This is a genomic window from Mucilaginibacter hurinus, assembly GCF_003324525.1.
GTDB lineage: Bacteria > Bacteroidota > Bacteroidia > Sphingobacteriales > Sphingobacteriaceae > Mucilaginibacter > Mucilaginibacter hurinus.
Genome location: NZ_QGDC01000001.1, coordinates 368,353 through 385,369, shown reverse-complemented (window position 1 = coordinate 385,369; position 17,017 = coordinate 368,353). Strand labels below are relative to the sequence as shown.

18 protein-coding genes are annotated in these 17,017 nt (G+C 42.7%); 4 read left to right on the top strand and 14 right to left on the bottom strand.

Annotated features, from left to right (window positions below; translation table 11 throughout):
* Positions 1-101: 101 nt before the first annotated feature.
* The 3 genes from DJ568_RS01630 to DJ568_RS01620 all read left to right on the top strand — a co-directional run bounded on the left by DJ568_RS01630 (position 102) and on the right by DJ568_RS01620 (position 2,498).
* The gene (locus DJ568_RS01630) at positions 102-626 is read left to right on the top strand and encodes a DUF2911 domain-containing protein (protein ID WP_114003483.1); all 525 of its coding nucleotides are present in this window, start codon (positions 102-104) and stop codon (positions 624-626) included.
* A gap of 83 nt (positions 627-709) precedes the next feature.
* A complete protein-coding gene (locus DJ568_RS01625) occupies positions 710-1,792 on the top strand; it encodes a DUF3810 domain-containing protein (RefSeq protein WP_158534848.1) in 1,083 nt (360 codons plus the stop codon).
* A 211-nt stretch (positions 1,793-2,003) separates the two neighbouring features.
* On the top strand, positions 2,004-2,498 hold the full coding sequence (locus tag DJ568_RS01620) for a hypothetical protein (protein WP_147238688.1): 495 nt from the start codon (positions 2,004-2,006) through the stop codon (positions 2,496-2,498).
* 9 nt (positions 2,499-2,507) lie between these two features.
* Here DJ568_RS01620 and DJ568_RS01615 read toward each other — a convergent pair whose 3' ends face one another.
* Genes DJ568_RS01615 through DJ568_RS01605 form a run of 3 tightly spaced genes read right to left on the bottom strand, consistent with a single transcriptional unit; the run spans position 2,508 to position 4,670 of the window.
* On the bottom strand, positions 2,508-2,960 hold the full coding sequence (locus DJ568_RS01615; protein WP_114003480.1) for a VOC family protein: 453 nt from the start codon (positions 2,958-2,960) through the stop codon (positions 2,508-2,510).
* Between the two features lie 10 nt (positions 2,961-2,970).
* Positions 2,971-3,774 (bottom strand): alpha/beta hydrolase, encoded by an 804-nt coding sequence (locus DJ568_RS01610; protein WP_114003479.1) that lies wholly within the window; start codon positions 3,772-3,774, stop codon positions 2,971-2,973.
* Positions 3,771-4,670: an MBL fold metallo-hydrolase gene (locus DJ568_RS01605; RefSeq protein WP_114003478.1), complete on the bottom strand. Its 900-nt coding sequence runs from the start codon at positions 4,668-4,670 to the stop codon at positions 3,771-3,773. Before DJ568_RS01605 ends, DJ568_RS01610 begins: the two co-directional genes overlap by 4 nt.
* A 98-nt stretch (positions 4,671-4,768) precedes the next feature.
* Here DJ568_RS01605 and DJ568_RS01600 point away from each other — a divergent pair, with 98 nt between their 5' ends.
* The gene (locus DJ568_RS01600) at positions 4,769-6,463 is read left to right on the top strand and encodes an ArnT family glycosyltransferase (protein ID WP_114003477.1); all 1,695 of its coding nucleotides are present in this window, start codon (positions 4,769-4,771) and stop codon (positions 6,461-6,463) included.
* A gap of 29 nt (positions 6,464-6,492) precedes the next feature.
* Here the strand turns inward: DJ568_RS01600 and rfbA are convergent, their stop codons facing one another.
* The 11 genes from rfbA to DJ568_RS01545 all read right to left on the bottom strand — a co-directional run bounded on the left by rfbA (position 6,493) and on the right by DJ568_RS01545 (position 16,884).
* On the bottom strand, positions 6,493-7,353 hold the full coding sequence (rfbA, locus tag DJ568_RS01595) for a glucose-1-phosphate thymidylyltransferase RfbA (protein WP_114003476.1): 861 nt from the start codon (positions 7,351-7,353) through the stop codon (positions 6,493-6,495).
* 90 nt (positions 7,354-7,443) lie between these two features.
* Positions 7,444-8,304, bottom strand: coding sequence for a dTDP-4-dehydrorhamnose reductase (rfbD, locus tag DJ568_RS01590; RefSeq protein ID WP_114003475.1), 861 nt, complete (start codon positions 8,302-8,304; stop codon positions 7,444-7,446).
* Between the two features lie 14 nt (positions 8,305-8,318).
* Positions 8,319-8,864: a dTDP-4-dehydrorhamnose 3,5-epimerase gene (gene rfbC, locus DJ568_RS01585; RefSeq protein WP_114003474.1), complete on the bottom strand. Its 546-nt coding sequence runs from the start codon at positions 8,862-8,864 to the stop codon at positions 8,319-8,321.
* Between the two features lie 3 nt (positions 8,865-8,867).
* Complete coding sequence (rfbB, locus tag DJ568_RS01580) at positions 8,868-9,920, bottom strand: dTDP-glucose 4,6-dehydratase (RefSeq protein ID WP_114003473.1); 1,053 nt, start codon at positions 9,918-9,920, stop codon at positions 8,868-8,870.
* Between the two features lie 81 nt (positions 9,921-10,001).
* Positions 10,002-10,937 carry a GDP-L-fucose synthase gene (fcl, locus tag DJ568_RS01575; protein WP_114003472.1) on the bottom strand — a complete coding sequence of 312 codons (936 nt, stop codon included), beginning with the start codon at positions 10,935-10,937 and terminating at the stop codon, positions 10,002-10,004.
* A 7-nt stretch (positions 10,938-10,944) separates the two neighbouring features.
* Positions 10,945-12,063, bottom strand: coding sequence for a GDP-mannose 4,6-dehydratase (gmd, locus tag DJ568_RS01570; RefSeq protein ID WP_114003471.1), 1,119 nt, complete (start codon positions 12,061-12,063; stop codon positions 10,945-10,947).
* Between the two features lie 87 nt (positions 12,064-12,150).
* Positions 12,151-13,056 (bottom strand): tRNA (adenosine(37)-N6)-dimethylallyltransferase MiaA, encoded by a 906-nt coding sequence (gene miaA / locus DJ568_RS01565; protein ID WP_114003798.1) that lies wholly within the window; start codon positions 13,054-13,056, stop codon positions 12,151-12,153.
* A gap of 109 nt (positions 13,057-13,165) precedes the next feature.
* Positions 13,166-13,810, bottom strand: coding sequence for an IS1096 element passenger TnpR family protein (locus tag DJ568_RS01560; protein ID WP_114003470.1), 645 nt, complete (start codon positions 13,808-13,810; stop codon positions 13,166-13,168).
* A 44-nt stretch (positions 13,811-13,854) separates the two neighbouring features.
* Positions 13,855-15,267, bottom strand: a complete 1,413-nt coding sequence (locus DJ568_RS01555) for a CCA tRNA nucleotidyltransferase (protein WP_114003469.1) — start codon at positions 15,265-15,267, stop codon at positions 13,855-13,857.
* Between the two features lie 71 nt (positions 15,268-15,338).
* A complete protein-coding gene (locus DJ568_RS01550; RefSeq protein ID WP_114003468.1) occupies positions 15,339-15,905 on the bottom strand; it encodes an L-threonylcarbamoyladenylate synthase in 567 nt (188 codons plus the stop codon).
* A complete protein-coding gene (locus tag DJ568_RS01545) occupies positions 15,898-16,884 on the bottom strand; it encodes a glycosyltransferase family 9 protein (protein ID WP_114003467.1) in 987 nt (328 codons plus the stop codon). Before DJ568_RS01545 ends, DJ568_RS01550 begins: the two co-directional genes overlap by 8 nt.
* Positions 16,885-17,017: the final 133 nt, after the last annotated feature.

Here is a 17,017-nt window from a genome sequence, read left to right as displayed (position 1 = left end):
TTTATAATTCATAAACTAAAACCGTAAATAATAAGTTATTACTCCGTGATATATTATTTTTCATTTTACCTTTACAAACGCACTTACAAAAAAGTATTACTATGAAAAAAGCATTTCAGTTAAAGTCGTTATCGTTTATGATATTGGCTCTTTTAATTTCAGGTGTTGCATCGGCCCAAACGGATCCGAAGCCATTGGCAAGTCCACGCGATAGTGTAACGGCAAAGGCAGGCAGCGCTACTATTACCATAAACTACGGAAGCCCATCAGTTAAGGGCCGTAAAATTTGGGGTTCACTTGTGCCTTACAGCCAGGTATGGCGTTCAGGTGCCAATATGGCCACTACTTTTACTACCGATAAAGACATCACCGTTGAAGGCAAAAAGTTAGCTGCAGGTACTTACAGTTTCTTTACTATACCTACTGAAGGCGACTGGACTATTATTTTTAATAAGATCGCCGTTCAGCCGGGTTCTTATAAATATGATGTGGCGCAGGATGCTTTGCGTGCAACAGTTAAGCCGGTTAAATCTGCCGAAAAACACGAGCGGTTGGTATACAAAATCAACACCGACGGGTTCACCCTTAATTGGGATGACGTAACCATTCCAGTCTCAATAAAATAGTTGTAATTAGTTATTTTTAAAGGCCATCCCGAGTCATCTGGATGGCCTTTTTGTTTTGGCATAATCAGGTGTATATTTACTGCATGGCTACCCCCGTCAATAAAAAATTAATTAATCGCGGTATTACCATAGGCATACTTACAGGCATTATCTTTTTGCTTATTATATTGGCAGGGTACCCCGGGTTTGTTGAGCGCTATTATTGGGGTGGCGTTTACCAATTTATTTGTAAGGTTTTACATCCGGTGTTGAACCTGTTTCCCTTTAGTGTTGGCGACGTATTATATGTGGCAATGGTCGGTGGTATTATATACGGGTTGATCCAACTTTTAAAGTTGTTTTTTACAAAGCAATTTAAAAGGGGCTTTATTACTTTAACGGGACTCATCATCAGCGCACAATCTGCCGTTGTCATTTTTTATGTTTTTTGGGGTATGAACTATTTCAGGCCGCCTGCATCGCAGCGTTTTGGCCTGTCTGATACCGCTTATACAGTACGGGAGTTAAAAGCAGTAACTGCTTTATTGATAGACAGTGCCAACGCTACGCGTAGTAGGCTCGCCGGTGCTGACCTTAAACCAGATAGTAAAGAAATTTATGCTGTAGCTATAAATGCTGTAAAAAAAATGTCGGCGCACTCAAATCAATTTCGCCCGCACAGGCCGCAAATAAAATCGTCGTTACTTACACCGCTAATGAATTATTTGGGAACATCGGGTTATTATAATCCTTTTACCACCGAGGCACAAATAAACTACGGAATGCCTGTATTTTTAAAGCCGTTTGTTGCATGCCACGAACTTTCCCACCAAATGGGTATAGCGCCCGAAGATGAAGCCAATTTTGCCGGGTATATTGCCGGCATAAGTTCAAACAACCGTTTGTTGCGCTATTCAGCTTATTATTCAGGCATGACAGAGTTTATGTATGCCTTGCGCGCTACCGATAGTGTAACCTTTAAGCTTTACAAAAAGCGTATATCTGCCAACGTCCTGGCAGATTTAAAGGCTGAGCACGCTTACTGGACATATTATGAAGGCCGCCTGGAGAAAATTAGCAGTGTTTTTTACGACAATTTTTTAAAGGCCAACAACCAGCCGCAGGGCCTGCTTACTTATAATCAAATGATAACGCTGGTGATGGCCTGGAGCAGACAAAACCGCTGACCATTATGCGTTCTTTGTTCCAGTTTTTGTTTACAACCATACACTAAATAGCCGGTAAGGTGGACAAGCGTTGACAGCTGATTCCCCATCCTGCGGAGAATTGGGGAGTTTAATCATCTGCTAACGACCGGATGAGGCTTGTTTTGAAGCAGGAGCGTGCTCAGGCACACCATTTGATTTATTTTTGAATTAAGTATATTTGGTAAGGAATATGATGAAAAAATACCTGCTTATCCTTTTGATGTTAACCGGTGGATATGTACACGGCCAAAGCGTAACATTTAATGATCTTACTAACCTTGCACACCTGAGTAATCAGGAGGCATATAATTACTTAACCCAGGCACGTTCTTTTAAGCGGGACTATAACATGAAAAACACCAGCGGCATGCAGATGGAAGGTTATAAACGCACCACGCCTGATTTTAAATGGGAAACGGTAATGGTGGGCGATGGCACTAAGTTGGATAATGGCGCTTTATTACGTAATGTTTACTATACTTCAAACAACAAGCAGCATATTTTGGGCCTGGTAACGCAAGCAGGCAAAGCAGGCCTTAAACTTAGCTTCAAGGGCTTGGATGCCGATAAAAACATATTTATTTTTGATAGCGATTTGTACAACGTATCTATCAACCTTAACATTTATAACGGTGCGGGCTCGGTAACCATTAAACAAAAAGAGGTAGCCGGTATTGAGTATTAATATTGACGTTTACTTCGCGTCGTTAATCTCAATCCAATAACCATCCGGATCCTGGAAATATATCTGTTGAACACCATCGCCTCTGGTTTGGGGCTTCTTTTCGCCGGAAAGGCTGCTGTAGGCAATATTATATTTATCAAGGTGTTTCATGTAGTCGGCCATTGACGATACTGCAAAAGACATATGCACATTACTAAAGTGCTTTGCCCCGGCACAATCGCCTTTAATCAAATGTAACTCGGTTGTCGGCCCGGTTTTTAGCCACTGAATAGCGGAGTTATTAAACGGACTGGTCATCTTCTCAAGTAAAATCACTTCATTATAAAATTTCACGCTTGCTTCAAGATCCTTAACACACAGTGCCTGGTGATTGGCCCGGACTTTTATACTCTTACTTTGCGGAAAAGCCGTTAAAGGATTGATTGCGATTAAGCAAATGATGATAACGTATATACTTTTCATACCATAAAATTTAATTCAATATAGCGCTTAATTTGGATAGATATACTTTGTTGTTCTGTATATTGTTGTGGCCCTGGCCCTCAAGAATAACAAGCTGATCACCCTTTTTGAAATGCTTTTGTAGTTTTATTGAAGCTGCGTGCTCAATAACAACATCCTCGTCTCCGTGAAAAATATGTACCGGTGCTTTTACCCGCTCAATATATTTAAACGTAGCAAAGCTATACTTAGCTAAAAAGCCTGGCAGAAAGGGGTAACGCCGATTTACCAGGTCGGCAATGCTATAGTAGGGGGCCAATAAAACTAACGCCTTTGGCTGGCTATGCGATGCAAGCCAGGCAGCCGCACCGGTACCGATAGAAAAACCAAAAACAACAATTTGGTTTTCTGTATATCCAACCTTTATGGTATCGTAAGCGGTTTGCACAGCCTTCAACAGATCCTGTTCGTTTTCAATATTGCCGGTACTTTTGCCGTAACCTGGGTAATCAAGCATAAAGATATCATATCCCATTTGGGTATATGCTGGTGCTATCGTTCCCCAGGTATCAAGTGCGCCACCATTACCATGCAGGTAAAATATCAATCCTTTAGTTTCATAAGCTTTAAACAATATCCCGCTAAGGGTATCTTTACCATTTGGTATGGCGTATTCTTTAAAGGGGTATGTAAATTCAAATTGGTAATCAGCGGTAAGTTTATGGGCCGGAAAAATGATTTTGTCCTGTGCAAAATAAAAGAACAAGCAAACGGCTGCATAAAATAAAGCTAAAATGCCCATCAGCCACAGTAAAGCTTTAGTCCATAACTTCATATAACGCTCAATTCTTCATAGGTTGCTGTGAGCCCGTAAAGTATGCCGTCGCCCTGCCATTCGGTAACGCCGGGTATAGTTTTAGTTGCCAGTATCTCATCTTTGCTTTTACCTGCTTTTATGCCGCTTTCAACATAATTTATAAGTCTTTCTATGAAATGTTGCATTGCCGCAATATCAGCCATGTTACCTGTAACTTTTTCCGGGTTAAACGCGTGGCCAAAAATAAACAACGTGTCCCTGTCAAAGTGATGCTGCACCTTTTGCAATACGTTTATCCAGTTTTTAACAGAAGCGCCTCCTTTACGATCTACCCGCGGATACCGCCGGTTAAATACCAGGTCGCCGGTATGCACTATATTTGCATTCTCAAAATGTATCAAACTGTCGCCGTTGGTGTGGCCGGGGCCAAAATAATGTAGGTGTATCAGCTCGTCACCCAATTTAACTTTCCATTCATCAGTATACGTAGTGTCGGGATATAATTGCTGGTCTTCTTTATTTTGTTCCGCTGCCTGCTTTTTTTGATTAGTAAGGGAATTAGCATGAGCCACTACATTGCGGGCCAATCCCTTAAAAACAATATTGCCGCCGGTATGGTCGGGATGATGATGGCTGTTGATGAGCCATTTAAAGGGCTTGTCTGACTGTTTTTTTAATTCAGTTATTAAGTGCCTGGCTTGTTCCGGAAATTCCGCATCAACCACCGCGATACCCTCTTTATTGCTTAGCCAGCCTATTGTGCCGCCTTGTTCGGTAAAAAAACCTACATTGTTGCGCAGCACCTTAAATTGCATGGTTTGCGGGTTAAGCCATGATGCAAAACTGTGATTGTTTAACAGGGGAAGAGACCCGGCTGCCAGGGCTGTACTGCGTAAAAAACTTCTTCGATTCATAGCTATTTACAATATACTAAACTTTGAGAGACGGCGGCAATTCAAATTGTTAAGCGCCGTAAAAATCTGATATATTTACACCGCAAGCATTGTGCCGTATGCAAAAAACAATTACATTAAATAAGTGGCTGTATCTTTTTGTTGCACTAGCCGTGCTTATTAACCTGAGCGGGCTGTTTGTTCCGCTAATGAACCCCGACGCCACTCTGTATGCTACAATTGCCAAAAGCATGGTACTGCGTAATGATTATATAAATATTTACGTGCGGGGTACCGATTGGCTGGATAAGCCACATTTTCCGTTTTGGGTGGCCGCGTTGTTCTTTAAGATTTTCGGAATAAGCGCCTGGGCTTACAAACTGTCGGGAATCGTATTTATGTTTTTAGGCGCAGTTTATACCTGGCTATTTGCTCAAAAACTGTATAATAAACAAGTGGCGATATGGGCGGTGCTTGTGTTACTTACTTCGCAGCATATAATTTTATCAAATAATGATGTACGGGCCGAGCCCTATTTAACCGGGCTTATTATAGCAGCTGTATATCATTATTACAGAGCAGACATATATAATAACTTTTGGCATCTGCTTGCCGGATGCATATTTGCTGCCTGTGCCGTAATGACTAAGGGTATGTTTGCCCTTATTACAATTGGCAGCGCCATCGTCGGTCACCTTGTTATCACCCGGCAATGGCATCGTCTTTTGCACTGGCGGTGGCTTGCCGCTATCATATTAGTTGGTGTGTTTATATTGCCCGAGGTTTACAGTGTATATGTACAATTTGACGCACATCCCGAAAAGGTTGTCTTCGGTCAAACAGGCGTATCAGGCGTAAAATTCTTTTTTTGGGATAGTCAGTTCGGACGCTTTTTTAATACCGGGCCAATCAAAGGCAGCGGTGATCTGTCTTTTTTTGTACATACCACGCTGTGGGCATTTTTACCATGGTCACTGCTACTGTTCGCGGCACTGTTTCAGTACGTTAAAAACGGTTTGCGTGTAACCAGGTTACATGAATGGTACTGCGTTAGCGGTGCTATGGTAACCTTCCTTATGTTTTCCGTTTCCAAATTTCAGTTACCCCACTACCTGAATATCGTTTTTCCATTTTTCGCCATTATTACGGCTCAATACATTTGTAGCCTTAAATCAGCAAAAACTATTAATACCGTGCGTGTTGTACAAGGCGCAATAATTATGCTGTTAATATTGCTTTTGGCAGCATTGCACTATTTTTATAGCCCGGAAACCTTCGGAATTGCTACTGCTGCATTGTTGTTTATATTGGTTTTTTGTATGATGGTTTTGCCGCGCAGCATAGGCGTTACGTGGTATGAAAAAACAGGATTTGCCACTATTTTGGCGGCCTGTGTTGTCAATGTGTATCTTAACCTGGTGTTTTATCCGTCGGTAATGAAGTACCAGGCGGGCAGCGAGGCCGCTGTGTGGATAAACCGAAACAACCCGCAGCGCCTGCCTGTACTACAAAGCGTAGATATATCAAATTTTGGTATGGAGTTTTACCTCAACCAGCCGATGATAACTATTTCTCCTGATGGCAGCGGTGATTTACCTGACAAGCCTTTTATGTTGTACGCCGAAGCCGCAACTGTTACCCGGCTGTCAGCTAAAGGCTGGCACATATACCCCTTAAAAACTTTTGAAAACTATGCTATCACTCGCTTAAGCCCGTCTTTTTTGAATAAGGCAACGCGAAATAAAGAAGTGCAGGTAACGCAACTGGTAATAGTGAGACCGCAACGTAACGGGACCAATAAGAATATTTTGTAGCCTTTAGCGCGAATGATTAATTGTGCTTATTAATCTAACAGTTTTTGCAAATACTTGCCGTAACCGCTTTTTATATAGCGTTGCGCCAGGGTATTTAACTGTTCGGCGTTAATAAATCCCCGGCGATAGGCTACTTCTTCAATACATCCTATTTTTGTATCCTGGCGTTTTTCAATTACGCGCACAAATTCTGTAGCATCGCTCAACGAATCAAATGTTCCGGTATCAAGCCAGGCGGTACCGCGGTCCATAACGCCTACATACAAATTGCCCGCTTCAAGGTAAGCCTTGTTTACATCAGTAATCTCATATTCGCCCCGCGGAGATGGTTTAAGGTTTTTAGCTATCTCAATAACCCTGTTATCGTAAAAATATAACCCGGGAACTGCAAACTTGGATTTGGGGTTATCGGGTTTTTCTTCGATAGAAACTGCCTTTAGGTTTTGGTCAAATTCAACTACACCGTATCGTTCAGGATCGGCAACAGGGTAAGCAAAAATCGCAGCGCCATCAACATCATTAAATGTGCGTATCAGTTCATTAAACCCGGTGCCGTAAAATATATTGTCGCCTAATATTAGTGCTGCCTTATCATTGCCTATAAAGCTCTCGCCAATTACAAAAGCCTGCGCAAGGCCGTTCGGTTTTTCCTGTATGGCATATTCAAAACGACAGCCCAGTTCGCGGCCGTCGCCCAGCAGGCGTTTAAAGCCTTCGTTGTCTTCAGGGGTGGTAATAATTAAGATTTCCTGGATGTCCGCCTGCATTAATACCGACAATGGGTAGTAGATCATCGGCTTATCATAAATAGGCATCAGCTGTTTGCTGATGGCTTTGGTAATAGGGTATAGCCTTGTTCCTGATCCGCCTGCTAAAATGATGCCTTTCATGCTCTTAAATTATAAGTACCAACTAATAAATTCTAAACCCCAAATTTAATTCAAAATACTATCCTCTACTCGCCAGTGTCTACCCGTTAATCAACCATTTATCAACCTGTTTATGCAAATATGCAAACTATCGCGCCAATGCGGAATTTCAATGCCCAGTGTAGATTTTATTTTGCCTTTGTCCATCACTGAGTAGGCCGGGCGTATAGCCCTTGTTTTATAATCGCTGGTAGGTATGGGCAGTACTTTTACATGGGTGTCTGAAAGCTCAAAGATAGCATGGGCAAAATCATACCATGACGCCACGCCTTCGTTACTGTAATGGTATATGCCATAGCAGGTGTTTTCTGTGTTGACTATCTGCATAATGGCGTACGCGAGGTCTATCCCATAGGTGGGCGTACCTATTTGGTCAGCTATAATTTTAAGTTCCTCACGCTCCGAACCGAGTTTAAGCATGGTTTTTACAAAATTATTGCCATATTCAGAGTAAAGCCAGCTGGTGCGTAAAATGAAGTACTTCTCCAGTAAAGCCGCTATATCCTTTTCCCCATCCAGTTTGGTTTGCCCGTAAACATTAATAGGTTGAGCAACATCGTCCTCTTTACGGGGGATTGGATTGTTCCCTTCAAACACAAAATCAGTGGATACGTGAATTAAAACCGAGCCATATTCAGCACATACTTTAGCAAGATTAGCTGCGCCTGTACGGTTTATTTTCTCCGCGAGTTCAATATCATCTTCAGCCTTATCTACAGCTGTGTAGGCAGCGCAATTTACAACGTAAAAGGGCTGATATTGATTAAATACTCTTGCCAGTGCTTCCGGATTAAGTATATCGGCTTCGCTTTCGGGCGGAAAATATATTGAGGTTATCCCCTCGTTTTCGGCTACCTGTTTAAAACAGTGGCCTAACTGGCCTGATGCGCCAAAAATTACTACGTTTTTCATGGCCTCTCCTGGTTTTAACCTTCAATATTTGCTAAATACGGCAGCACGGCGTCTTTCTCTGAGACAATAAGCTGATCATGCGGCATACCCCAGTCAATGGCCAATGCCGGGTCGGCATAATGTAATCCACCTTCTGATGCCTTGTTGTAAAAATTATCACATTTATAAAAAAATACTGCCTCGTCACTTAATACGCTAAACCCGTGTGCAAATCCCCGTGGAATGAACATTTGCAGGTGATTACTCTCAGACAAGATTTGTTTAAAATGCTGTCCGTAGGTAGGCGATCCTGGACGTATGTCCACGGCGACATCGAGTACTTCGCCTTTTAATACACGTACCAATTTGGCTTGGGCGTGTTCGCCGCGCTGAAAGTGCAGTCCGCGAAGTGCCCCTTTAACAGAGTACGATTGATTGTCCTGTACAAAATTGATACTCGTACCTGTAAGTGTGTTGAATTTGTTTTGATTAAAACTCTCAAAAAAATAACCACGGTCGTCCTTAAATATCGCCGGTGTTAATAATACCAATCCCTGTAATGGTGTGAGTTCAATGGTCATTTATCAGCGTTTATCATATTGGTTTTCATAATAATCGGCATAAGCTCCACTGGTTACGTGTTCTATCCAATCTTTGTTATCAAGGTACCAGTCGATAGTTTCCGACAGGCCCTGCTCAAAGGTTACTGATGGTTCCCAGCCAAGCTCCTTATTTAACTTGGTAGCATCAATGGCATATCGGGCATCGTGGCCCGGGCGGTCCTTTACAAAGGTTATCAGTTGCTCACTGGCACCCGGTGTACGTCCAAGCTTTTCATCCATCTGCCGGCAAAGCACCCTCACAAGGTCAATATTGGCCCATTCATTAAATCCGCCTATGTTGTATGTGTCGCCGGTTTTACCTTTATGAAATATAAGGTCTATAGCACGCGCATGGTCTTTCACGTACAACCAATCGCGCACATTTTTGCCGTCGCCGTAGATAGGGAGCGGCTTATTGGTAATAATATTGTTAATGAGCAGTGGTATCAGCTTTTCGGGGAAATGGTTTGGCCCGTAATTGTTTGAGCAGTTTGATACCACAATCGGTATGCCATATGTATCATGGTAGGCGCGAACAAAATGATCACTTGAAGCTTTACTTGCGCTGTAAGGCGAATGCGGGTCGTAACGCGTATTCTCGGTAAAAAAGCCTTCGGTGCCTAAAGAACCATAAACCTCGTCGGTTGATATGTGATAAAAAAGATGTTTTGAGTAATCATCTTTCCAGTATTTTTTCGCGGCTTCTAAAAGTACTACCGTACCGATAACATTGGTGTAAACAAAATCAAGCGGATTGGTGATGGACCGGTCAACATGTGATTCGGCCGCTAGATGCACTACATCAGTCACACTGTGTTTTTCAAACAATGCATTTATAGCATCTGCGTCTTTAATGTCCGCACGCTCAAACGTGTAGTTGGGCAGGTGCTCTATATCAGTTAAATTTTCCAGGTTACCGGCATAGGTCAATGCGTCGACATTTATAATGTTGTAGTTGGGATAGGTGTGTACAAAGCGCCGCACTACATGTGAGCCTATAAAACCTGCGCCGCCGGTTATGATGATGTTCTTCATGGATATTATATATAAGCGTGTTGAAAGCAGTTGCCGTAAATTTACCGGTCGGCTACTAATCCATTATCTCCGTTTCAATCACTATTTAACCAAATTCTTTTTTAAAAAATCCTGGTAAGCCAGAGCAATACCCTCAGGCAATTCGATGGTATGTTTCCAGCCCTGGTTGTGGAGCTTGGTAACATCCATTAACTTGCGTGGCGTGCCATCAGGTTTTGATGTGTCAAAGTCAATGGTGCCCTGGTATCCTACAACTTCCTTAACAAGCAGCGCCAAATCTTTTATTGACAGGTCTTCACCGGTGCCTATGTTTACGAGCCCTGGTTCATTATAGTTTTGCATTAAATAAAAACATGCCTCCGCCAGGTCGTCTGCAAATAAAAATTCGCGTTTTGGCGAACCAGTGCCCCAGATAGTAACTGTTGGAGCACCTTGCTCTTTAGCCTCATGAAATCGACGTATTAACGCTGGCAGCACATGGGAGTTTTCAGGATGGTAATTGTCATTGTAACCATACAAGTTAGTAGGCATTACCGATATGAAATTGCAGCCATATTGCGAACGGTATGCGTCGCACATTTTAATACCCGCAATTTTAGCTATAGCATAAGGCTCATTGGTTATTTCCAGCGGCCCGGTAAGTAAATAATCCTCTTTAAGCGGCTGTGGGGCTAGTTTAGGATAAATACAACTGCTCCCTAAAAACATCAGTTTTGTAACCCCGTTAAGGTATGACTGGTGGATAACGTTATTTTGTATCTGCAGGTTCTCATACAAAAACTCTGCCCGGTATGTATTATTGGCTACAATACCGCCAACTTTAGCTGCTGCTAAAAATACATAATCGGGTTTTACCTGCTCAAAAAAATCAGCTACTTGTTGCTGGTCGCGCAGATCCAGGGTATCAGACGTGCGCGTTACAATGTTATTAAACCCTTCTTTATTCAGTTTGCGATGGATGGCAGATCCAACCATTCCGCGGTGTCCCGCTATGTATATTTTTGCGTTTTTATCCATTTAAAGCTTATTCGTACTGGTTTTTGATGACGTAGCCCGAATCTTTAAGTAATTTTTCTTTTTCAAATAATGTGATATCCGCGGCTACCATCTCCTGTACTAAACCTTTTAGATCGTATTTTGGTTTCCAGTTAAGTTGGTTTTGTGACTTTGCAGGGTCGCCAATTAATAAATCGACCTCAGTTGGCCTGAAGTATTTAGGATCAACCGCCACTACCTCTTTTCCAACAGGCAGCTGGTAAGCAGAGTTTGAGCAGCTAACCACATAGCCCTTTTCCTTATCACCTTCACCCTTAAATTCAACAACTATACCGGTTTCGGCGAAAGCCATACGCACAAATTCGCGCACGGCAGTGGTAACGCCTGTAGCAATTACATAATCTTCAGCAACATCCTGTTGTAAAATCCGGTACATTGCCTCTACATAGTCTTTGGCGTGGCCCCAATCGCGTTGTGCATCAAGGTTGCCTAAATACAACTTGTCTTGCAGTCCCATAGCTATTTTGGCGGCGCCGCGGGTAATTTTACGGGTAACAAAAGTTTCGCCGCGTAGCGGGCTCTCATGGTTAAACAAAATGCCGTTGCAGGCATACATGCCGTACGCTTCGCGGTAATTTACTGTTATCCAATATGCATACAGCTTGGCTACCGCGTAAGGTGAGCGTGGGTAAAAAGGCGTGGTTTCACTTTGTGGTACAGCTTGCACCAAACCGTACAACTCTGATGTCGATGCCTGGTAAATGCGGGTTTTTTTGGTAAGGCCCAAAATACGGACAGCCTCTAAAATGCGTAGCGTACCTATGCCATCGGCGTTGGCGGTATACTCAGGCGTGTCAAAACTCACCTTCACGTGCGACATTGCGCCCAGGTTATATATTTCGTCAGGCTGTACTTGTTGTATAATGCGTATTAGGTTGGTAGAGTCACTTAAGTCGCCATAATGGAGTATCAGATTACGACCAATATCATGCGGGTCCTGGTACAAGTGGTCAATCCTGTCAGTGTTGAATAAAGAGCTGCGGCGTTTGATACCGTGCACTTCATAACCTTTACTCAATAAAAGCTCAGTAAGATAAGCTCCGTCCTGACCGGTTACTCCTGTTATTAATGCTATTTTCTTCGACATTTAGTTTTACAATTAAGGTGGCTAAAAATATGAACTTAAGTGCGAATTGCAAAGGCAGTTCACTTAAATAAAATATATTAGCAAATGTTAAGTGTTGTCTACAACGGATAATACACGATTAAGAAATTCAGGCTGCGAAATATCAAACCATTTGATCTCCGGATCGCGCCTGAACCAGGTGAGCTGCCGTTTGGCAAAACGGCGTGTGTTTTGTTTTATGAGTGAAATTGCCGTTTGTAAATCAGTTTTGCCGTCAAAATATTCAAACAATTCTGCATAGCCTACAGTATCCAGTGCATTATAGTACCGGTAGTTTAACAATGTGCGGGCTTCATCAACCAGGCCCTGCTCAATCATTACATCAACCCGGCGGTTAATACGCTCATATAAAATATCCCGCGGCAGGCTTAAGCCAATTTTTATGCAATTAAAAGGGCGGGGGGATGCTGCCGCCATGCGAAATGAAGAAAACGGTTTACCGGTAACCTCAAAAACCTCAAGCGCCCGGATAAGCCGTCGTGGATTATCCAGATCGGCCTCATTATAGTAATCAGGATCTGCAATCTTTAGCCTGTCCTGTAAATAAGTTATGCCTTTCTCTTCAAATTCCTCGTTAAGTTTTTGCCGTATTTCAGGCGGGGCGGAGGGAAGATCGTCAAACCCTTCACACACAGCTTTTATGAAAAGACCTGATCCACCAGCCAGTATCACTTTATCGTGCATTTTAAAAAGTTCGTCCAGCAGCTGCAAAACTTGTTTTTCATATGCCCCAACGGTAAAACTGTGGGTAACCGAATGCGAATCTATAAAATAGTGTTTAACCTCTGCTAGTTCCTGTGGCGTAGGTTTGGCCGTGCCTATAGACATTTCTTTATAAAACTGCCGGGAGTCGGCCGATATCACAACCGTGTCTAAATGCCTCGCCAGTTTAATTGCCACGTCTGTTTTACCAACAGCTGTAGGTCCGGCAATTACAACAAGGGTTTTAGGCATTGTGTCCATAATTAATAATCCATATCCTTATTTAATATCAAAATCCGATAAGTTCCGTCAGGATTGGTTACTACCAGATTATGGATTACCGCTACCGATATGACCACAATTAATAGTCATCCCGTCCGCTGCGCTCGTCCTCAAAACCCTCGTTGTCTGAAAATTCATCTCCAAATTCATCTTCTTCCTGTTCCTCTTCGCCACCGACGGCCTCACCGGTCTCGTCAACTTCCGAAAAATCTTCAGTATCCTCAGGATTGTAGTCGCCCTGTTCATTTAAAAAATCAAACTCGTCGGTTGATGCCGATGCTGCTGCAAGCGCATCAGGATTAAACGCGTTACCAAACTGTTTTGGAGCCTCGCCTGCAGATTTTACCACTTGAGGGTAGGTTACACCCGGGGCTTCTTCCAAAATGATTTTCATTAATTCGACATGAAAGTCAAACGGACGGTCGAAATTAAATGTATAATAAAATTTTTGATGCGGGTCATCAATAAAGCTGCTTAGTTTAACTTTTTCCATCAGTGGTACGCCACGGTCTATTCTGCGCTGGTTGGGCAAATAAGTAATTTCTTCGCCTTTTATCCATTGGTCATTACTGATGTAAAATGATGAAGAGTATTCAGGATTGTACCCGGTTGATTTGTGGATTGCGTAATGCAGATCAAGAAAGGTTTGGTTTGACTTTACGTCAATTTCTCTTACTACATCGTCGTAATCTTCAAAAGTGATCCTGAATCTGTATAGTGCCATTTGTGTTATAATTTTTTTTTAGTCAAAAATAATAATGTTTTAATTCAATCGATTTTCGCCACAACTTTTAAGCCAATTTCTTCACCCTTGGCTACAGTAAATTTCAGGGCAGCCTCACGGGAGTTGGGTATTTCGCCTTCAAGGATTGCTTCGCGTATCTGATTTTTTATAATTCCTACTTCGCGGCCCTCCTTTAGTCCAAATATTTCCATAATATCATTACCTGTTACCGGGGGTTGCCAGTTACGTATGCTATCGCGCTCCTCTACATCTTTTAGCTTCTGCTGAACCAACTCAAAGTTGTTGCGGTATTTTTTTATTTTATATTCATTTTTTGTAGTAATGTCTGCTTTACACAACAACATCAGTGCGTCAATATCATCACCTGCTTCAAAAAGCAAACGTCTCACAGCCGAGTCGGTAACTATGGATTGCGATAACACTATCGGGCGCAAATGTAATTGTACCAGCTTTTGCACCAGCCTCATTTTCTCATTAAGCGGGAGTTTCAATTGTGCAAATATTTTAGGTACCCAACGGGCACCCTTGTCCTCGTGCCCGTGAAATGTCCAGCCATGCCCTGTTTCAAATCGTTTTGTAGCCGGCTTGGCAATGTCATGTAAAATGGCTGCCCAGCGCAACCACAAATCATCCGTTGCTTCACAAATATTATCAAGCACTTGCAAGGTATGGTAAAAGTTGTCTTTGTGGCCTTTGCCGTTGCGTATCTCAACCCCGTAAAGTGCTGTCATTTGCGGAAATATCTTATGCAGCAAACCGGTATCAAACAAGTAATTAAATCCAAGCGATGGCTTAGGCGAAAGTATTATTTTGTTCAGTTCATCGGTTATTCTTTCCTGCGAGATGATGGAGATGCGGTGCACATTATTTTCAATGGCTTTTAAGGCACCTTCGTCAATAGTAAAACCAAGTTGCGATGCAAAGCGTATGGCACGCATCATGCGTAAAGGGTCGTCACTAAAGGTTTCAACAGGACCAAGCGGTGTTTTTATCAGCTTTTGCTGCAGATGCATAATGCCGCCAAATGGGTCAAGCAGTTCGCCGTAGGTTTTTGGGTGAAGCGAAACTGCCAGCGCGTTAATTGTAAAATCGCGGCGGTTCTGGTCGTCTTCCAACGTGCCGTTTTCAATAATGGGTTTACGGGATTCCCGTCGGTATGACTCCCTGCGTGCACCAACAAATTCAACTTCAAGGTCCTGGTATTTTAGTTGCGCGGTGCCGAAATTTTTAAAAACAGCCAGCTTAACTTTCAACTTATTTGCCACGGCGGTAGCAAAGTCAATACCATTGCCTATCACCACAATATCAATGTCTTTTGAGGGACGGCTAAGGAAAAGGTCGCGTACAAAACCGCCGATTGCGTAAACCTGTATGTTTAGGTCTCCGGCTAATGCCGAGATGGTTTTAAATATATGGTGACGCAGGTGTTCCTTCATTACGGTATATGTCCATCAAGACAAAGTACAGTGTGTGTGGCAAATTTAAAAAATAAAGCCTTAAAACGGCATTAACGGCGCAGAAACTCAAATTGCCCGCCCGGCGAAAGCCGCATAATTGTAGAAGGATTTTTTATTTCTTTACTATCCTGTTCCAGTTCAACCACATAGTCAACCCCATCAATAATTCTTTGCTCTACCATGCTAAAGTATTGTGGTGACGGCTCACCACTGGTATTGGCAGAGGTAGATACCAGCGGCCGGCGTAAACGTTGAATAAGTTGTTCACAAAAAGAGTGTTTCACTACACGCACGCCCACACTGCCATCGGCAGCTATCAAAGCCGGCGATATATTTTTAGCGCCGGGCATTACAAGCGTTAAAGGGTTTTCGGCAAATTCAATCAGGTCATAAGCCAGCGCGGGTACTTCCTTTATGTAGCTTTCCAGCTTATTATCCGTATCCAGCAATATAATCATGCTCTTGCTTTCTTCCCGCTGTTTCAGCGCGAATATTTTTTTAACTGCTTCGGTATTTGCAGCATCGCAGCCAATACCCCAAATGGTGTCAGTGGGGTATAATATAATGCCGCCTTCCTGCACTACTTTTAAAGCCTTTGCAACTTCGTTTTTAAGCATTGTTAATGTATTTAGCTAATGATTGTATGATCTGGTTATTGCTAAGTAATTGCATACACCTGGGTACGCCATATAATTTACAGGTGTTGCGTACACAAGGCTCGCAACTTAGCTCACCAGCCCTAAGTACTGTTAAATTATGTTTATTAAAAGGCGATGTATTAAGCTCATTACCGGCGCCAAACAGTGCTACTACAGGCAGCCCTATGCTGTTGGCCAAATGGGCCGGCCCCGAATCTGTACTTAACAACACCAAGCCGGATGCCAGCAGACTTGCTAGGCCTTTTAAATCTGTTTTGCCGCAGTAATTTTCAATACCGGCGGTATTAACCGAGGCCGTAATTACTTCATCTATATATGTAATATCTTTTGGTCCGCCTATCAGCGTTAATGTGGCATCTTTAAAGTTAGCTGCGATAGCATCTAATAGCTCTACAGCTTTATCAACCGGCATACGTCGCGACGTAGCTTCTGAATTGAAGTTTATGATGATCCGCCGGTTGACTTTCTCTGTTTCGGCAGCCTGTAATTTTACAGCGCTATCATTTACTGTTTGCCCGCTAAACTGCTCAAGCAGGGCTATGTACTCTGTAGCGCGATGTACATTTTTAGGTCGGCGGCAAACGTTTGTCAGTAAAAAGAACCCACCTTCGCTGCCAAAGCCTACGCGCTTACGTGATTGTGTAGCCCAACCCATAGTGGCAGAAGATATGGATGACGGCAAACTGAAAAAAACATCGTAATGGTGCCGGCGCAGGGTTTTTCCAAACGCGTAAGCGCCTGTTAGTCCATTGTACTCTTTTTTTGAAAAAAGGTGGATATGGTTAATGCCTGGTATGAGTGAGGCAATGCTGCCAAGTTCCTTTTTAATGATTACATCAATCAACGCATTCGGGTAACGCTCTCGTACTGCTGCCGTAAAGGCAGTGCTCATAACTACATCGCCAAGCCAGTTAGGTAACCTTATCAATATCTTCATGTGTCTGTAGTTTTATATGTCAGATAATGAATTAAGATAGGCGGCTGTTTGATGTTATATAAAAATACGAAACCTGCAATAAACAACAAGAGATTTGAATTACTGCAAGCAATCACAAATCTCTTGTCCAATT

Coding starts and splice junctions, on each gene's coding strand:
- DJ568_RS01630 (WP_114003483.1), top strand. CDS start 102: ATGAAAAAAGCATTTCAGTTAAAGTCGTTATCGTTTATGATATTGGCT.
- DJ568_RS01625 (WP_158534848.1), top strand. CDS start 710: ATGGCTACCCCCGTCAATAAAAAATTAATTAATCGCGGTATTACCATA.
- DJ568_RS01620 (WP_147238688.1), top strand. CDS start 2,004: ATGATGAAAAAATACCTGCTTATCCTTTTGATGTTAACCGGTGGATAT.
- DJ568_RS01615 (WP_114003480.1), bottom strand. CDS start 2,960: ATGAAAAGTATATACGTTATCATCATTTGCTTAATCGCAATCAATCCT.
- DJ568_RS01610 (WP_114003479.1), bottom strand. CDS start 3,774: ATGAAGTTATGGACTAAAGCTTTACTGTGGCTGATGGGCATTTTAGCT.
- DJ568_RS01605 (WP_114003478.1), bottom strand. CDS start 4,670: ATGAATCGAAGAAGTTTTTTACGCAGTACAGCCCTGGCAGCCGGGTCT.
- DJ568_RS01600 (WP_114003477.1), top strand. CDS start 4,769: ATGCAAAAAACAATTACATTAAATAAGTGGCTGTATCTTTTTGTTGCA.
- rfbA (WP_114003476.1), bottom strand. CDS start 7,353: ATGAAAGGCATCATTTTAGCAGGCGGATCAGGAACAAGGCTATACCCT.
- rfbD (WP_114003475.1), bottom strand. CDS start 8,304: ATGAAAAACGTAGTAATTTTTGGCGCATCAGGCCAGTTAGGCCACTGT.
- rfbC (WP_114003474.1), bottom strand. CDS start 8,864: ATGACCATTGAACTCACACCATTACAGGGATTGGTATTATTAACACCG.
- rfbB (WP_114003473.1), bottom strand. CDS start 9,920: ATGAAGAACATCATCATAACCGGCGGCGCAGGTTTTATAGGCTCACAT.
- fcl (WP_114003472.1), bottom strand. CDS start 10,937: ATGGATAAAAACGCAAAAATATACATAGCGGGACACCGCGGAATGGTT.
- gmd (WP_114003471.1), bottom strand. CDS start 12,063: ATGTCGAAGAAAATAGCATTAATAACAGGAGTAACCGGTCAGGACGGA.
- miaA (WP_114003798.1), bottom strand. CDS start 13,056: ATGCCTAAAACCCTTGTTGTAATTGCCGGACCTACAGCTGTTGGTAAA.
- DJ568_RS01560 (WP_114003470.1), bottom strand. CDS start 13,810: ATGGCACTATACAGATTCAGGATCACTTTTGAAGATTACGACGATGTA.
- DJ568_RS01555 (WP_114003469.1), bottom strand. CDS start 15,267: ATGAAGGAACACCTGCGTCACCATATATTTAAAACCATCTCGGCATTA.
- DJ568_RS01550 (WP_114003468.1), bottom strand. CDS start 15,905: ATGCTTAAAAACGAAGTTGCAAAGGCTTTAAAAGTAGTGCAGGAAGGC.
- DJ568_RS01545 (WP_114003467.1), bottom strand. CDS start 16,884: ATGAAGATATTGATAAGGTTACCTAACTGGCTTGGCGATGTAGTTATG.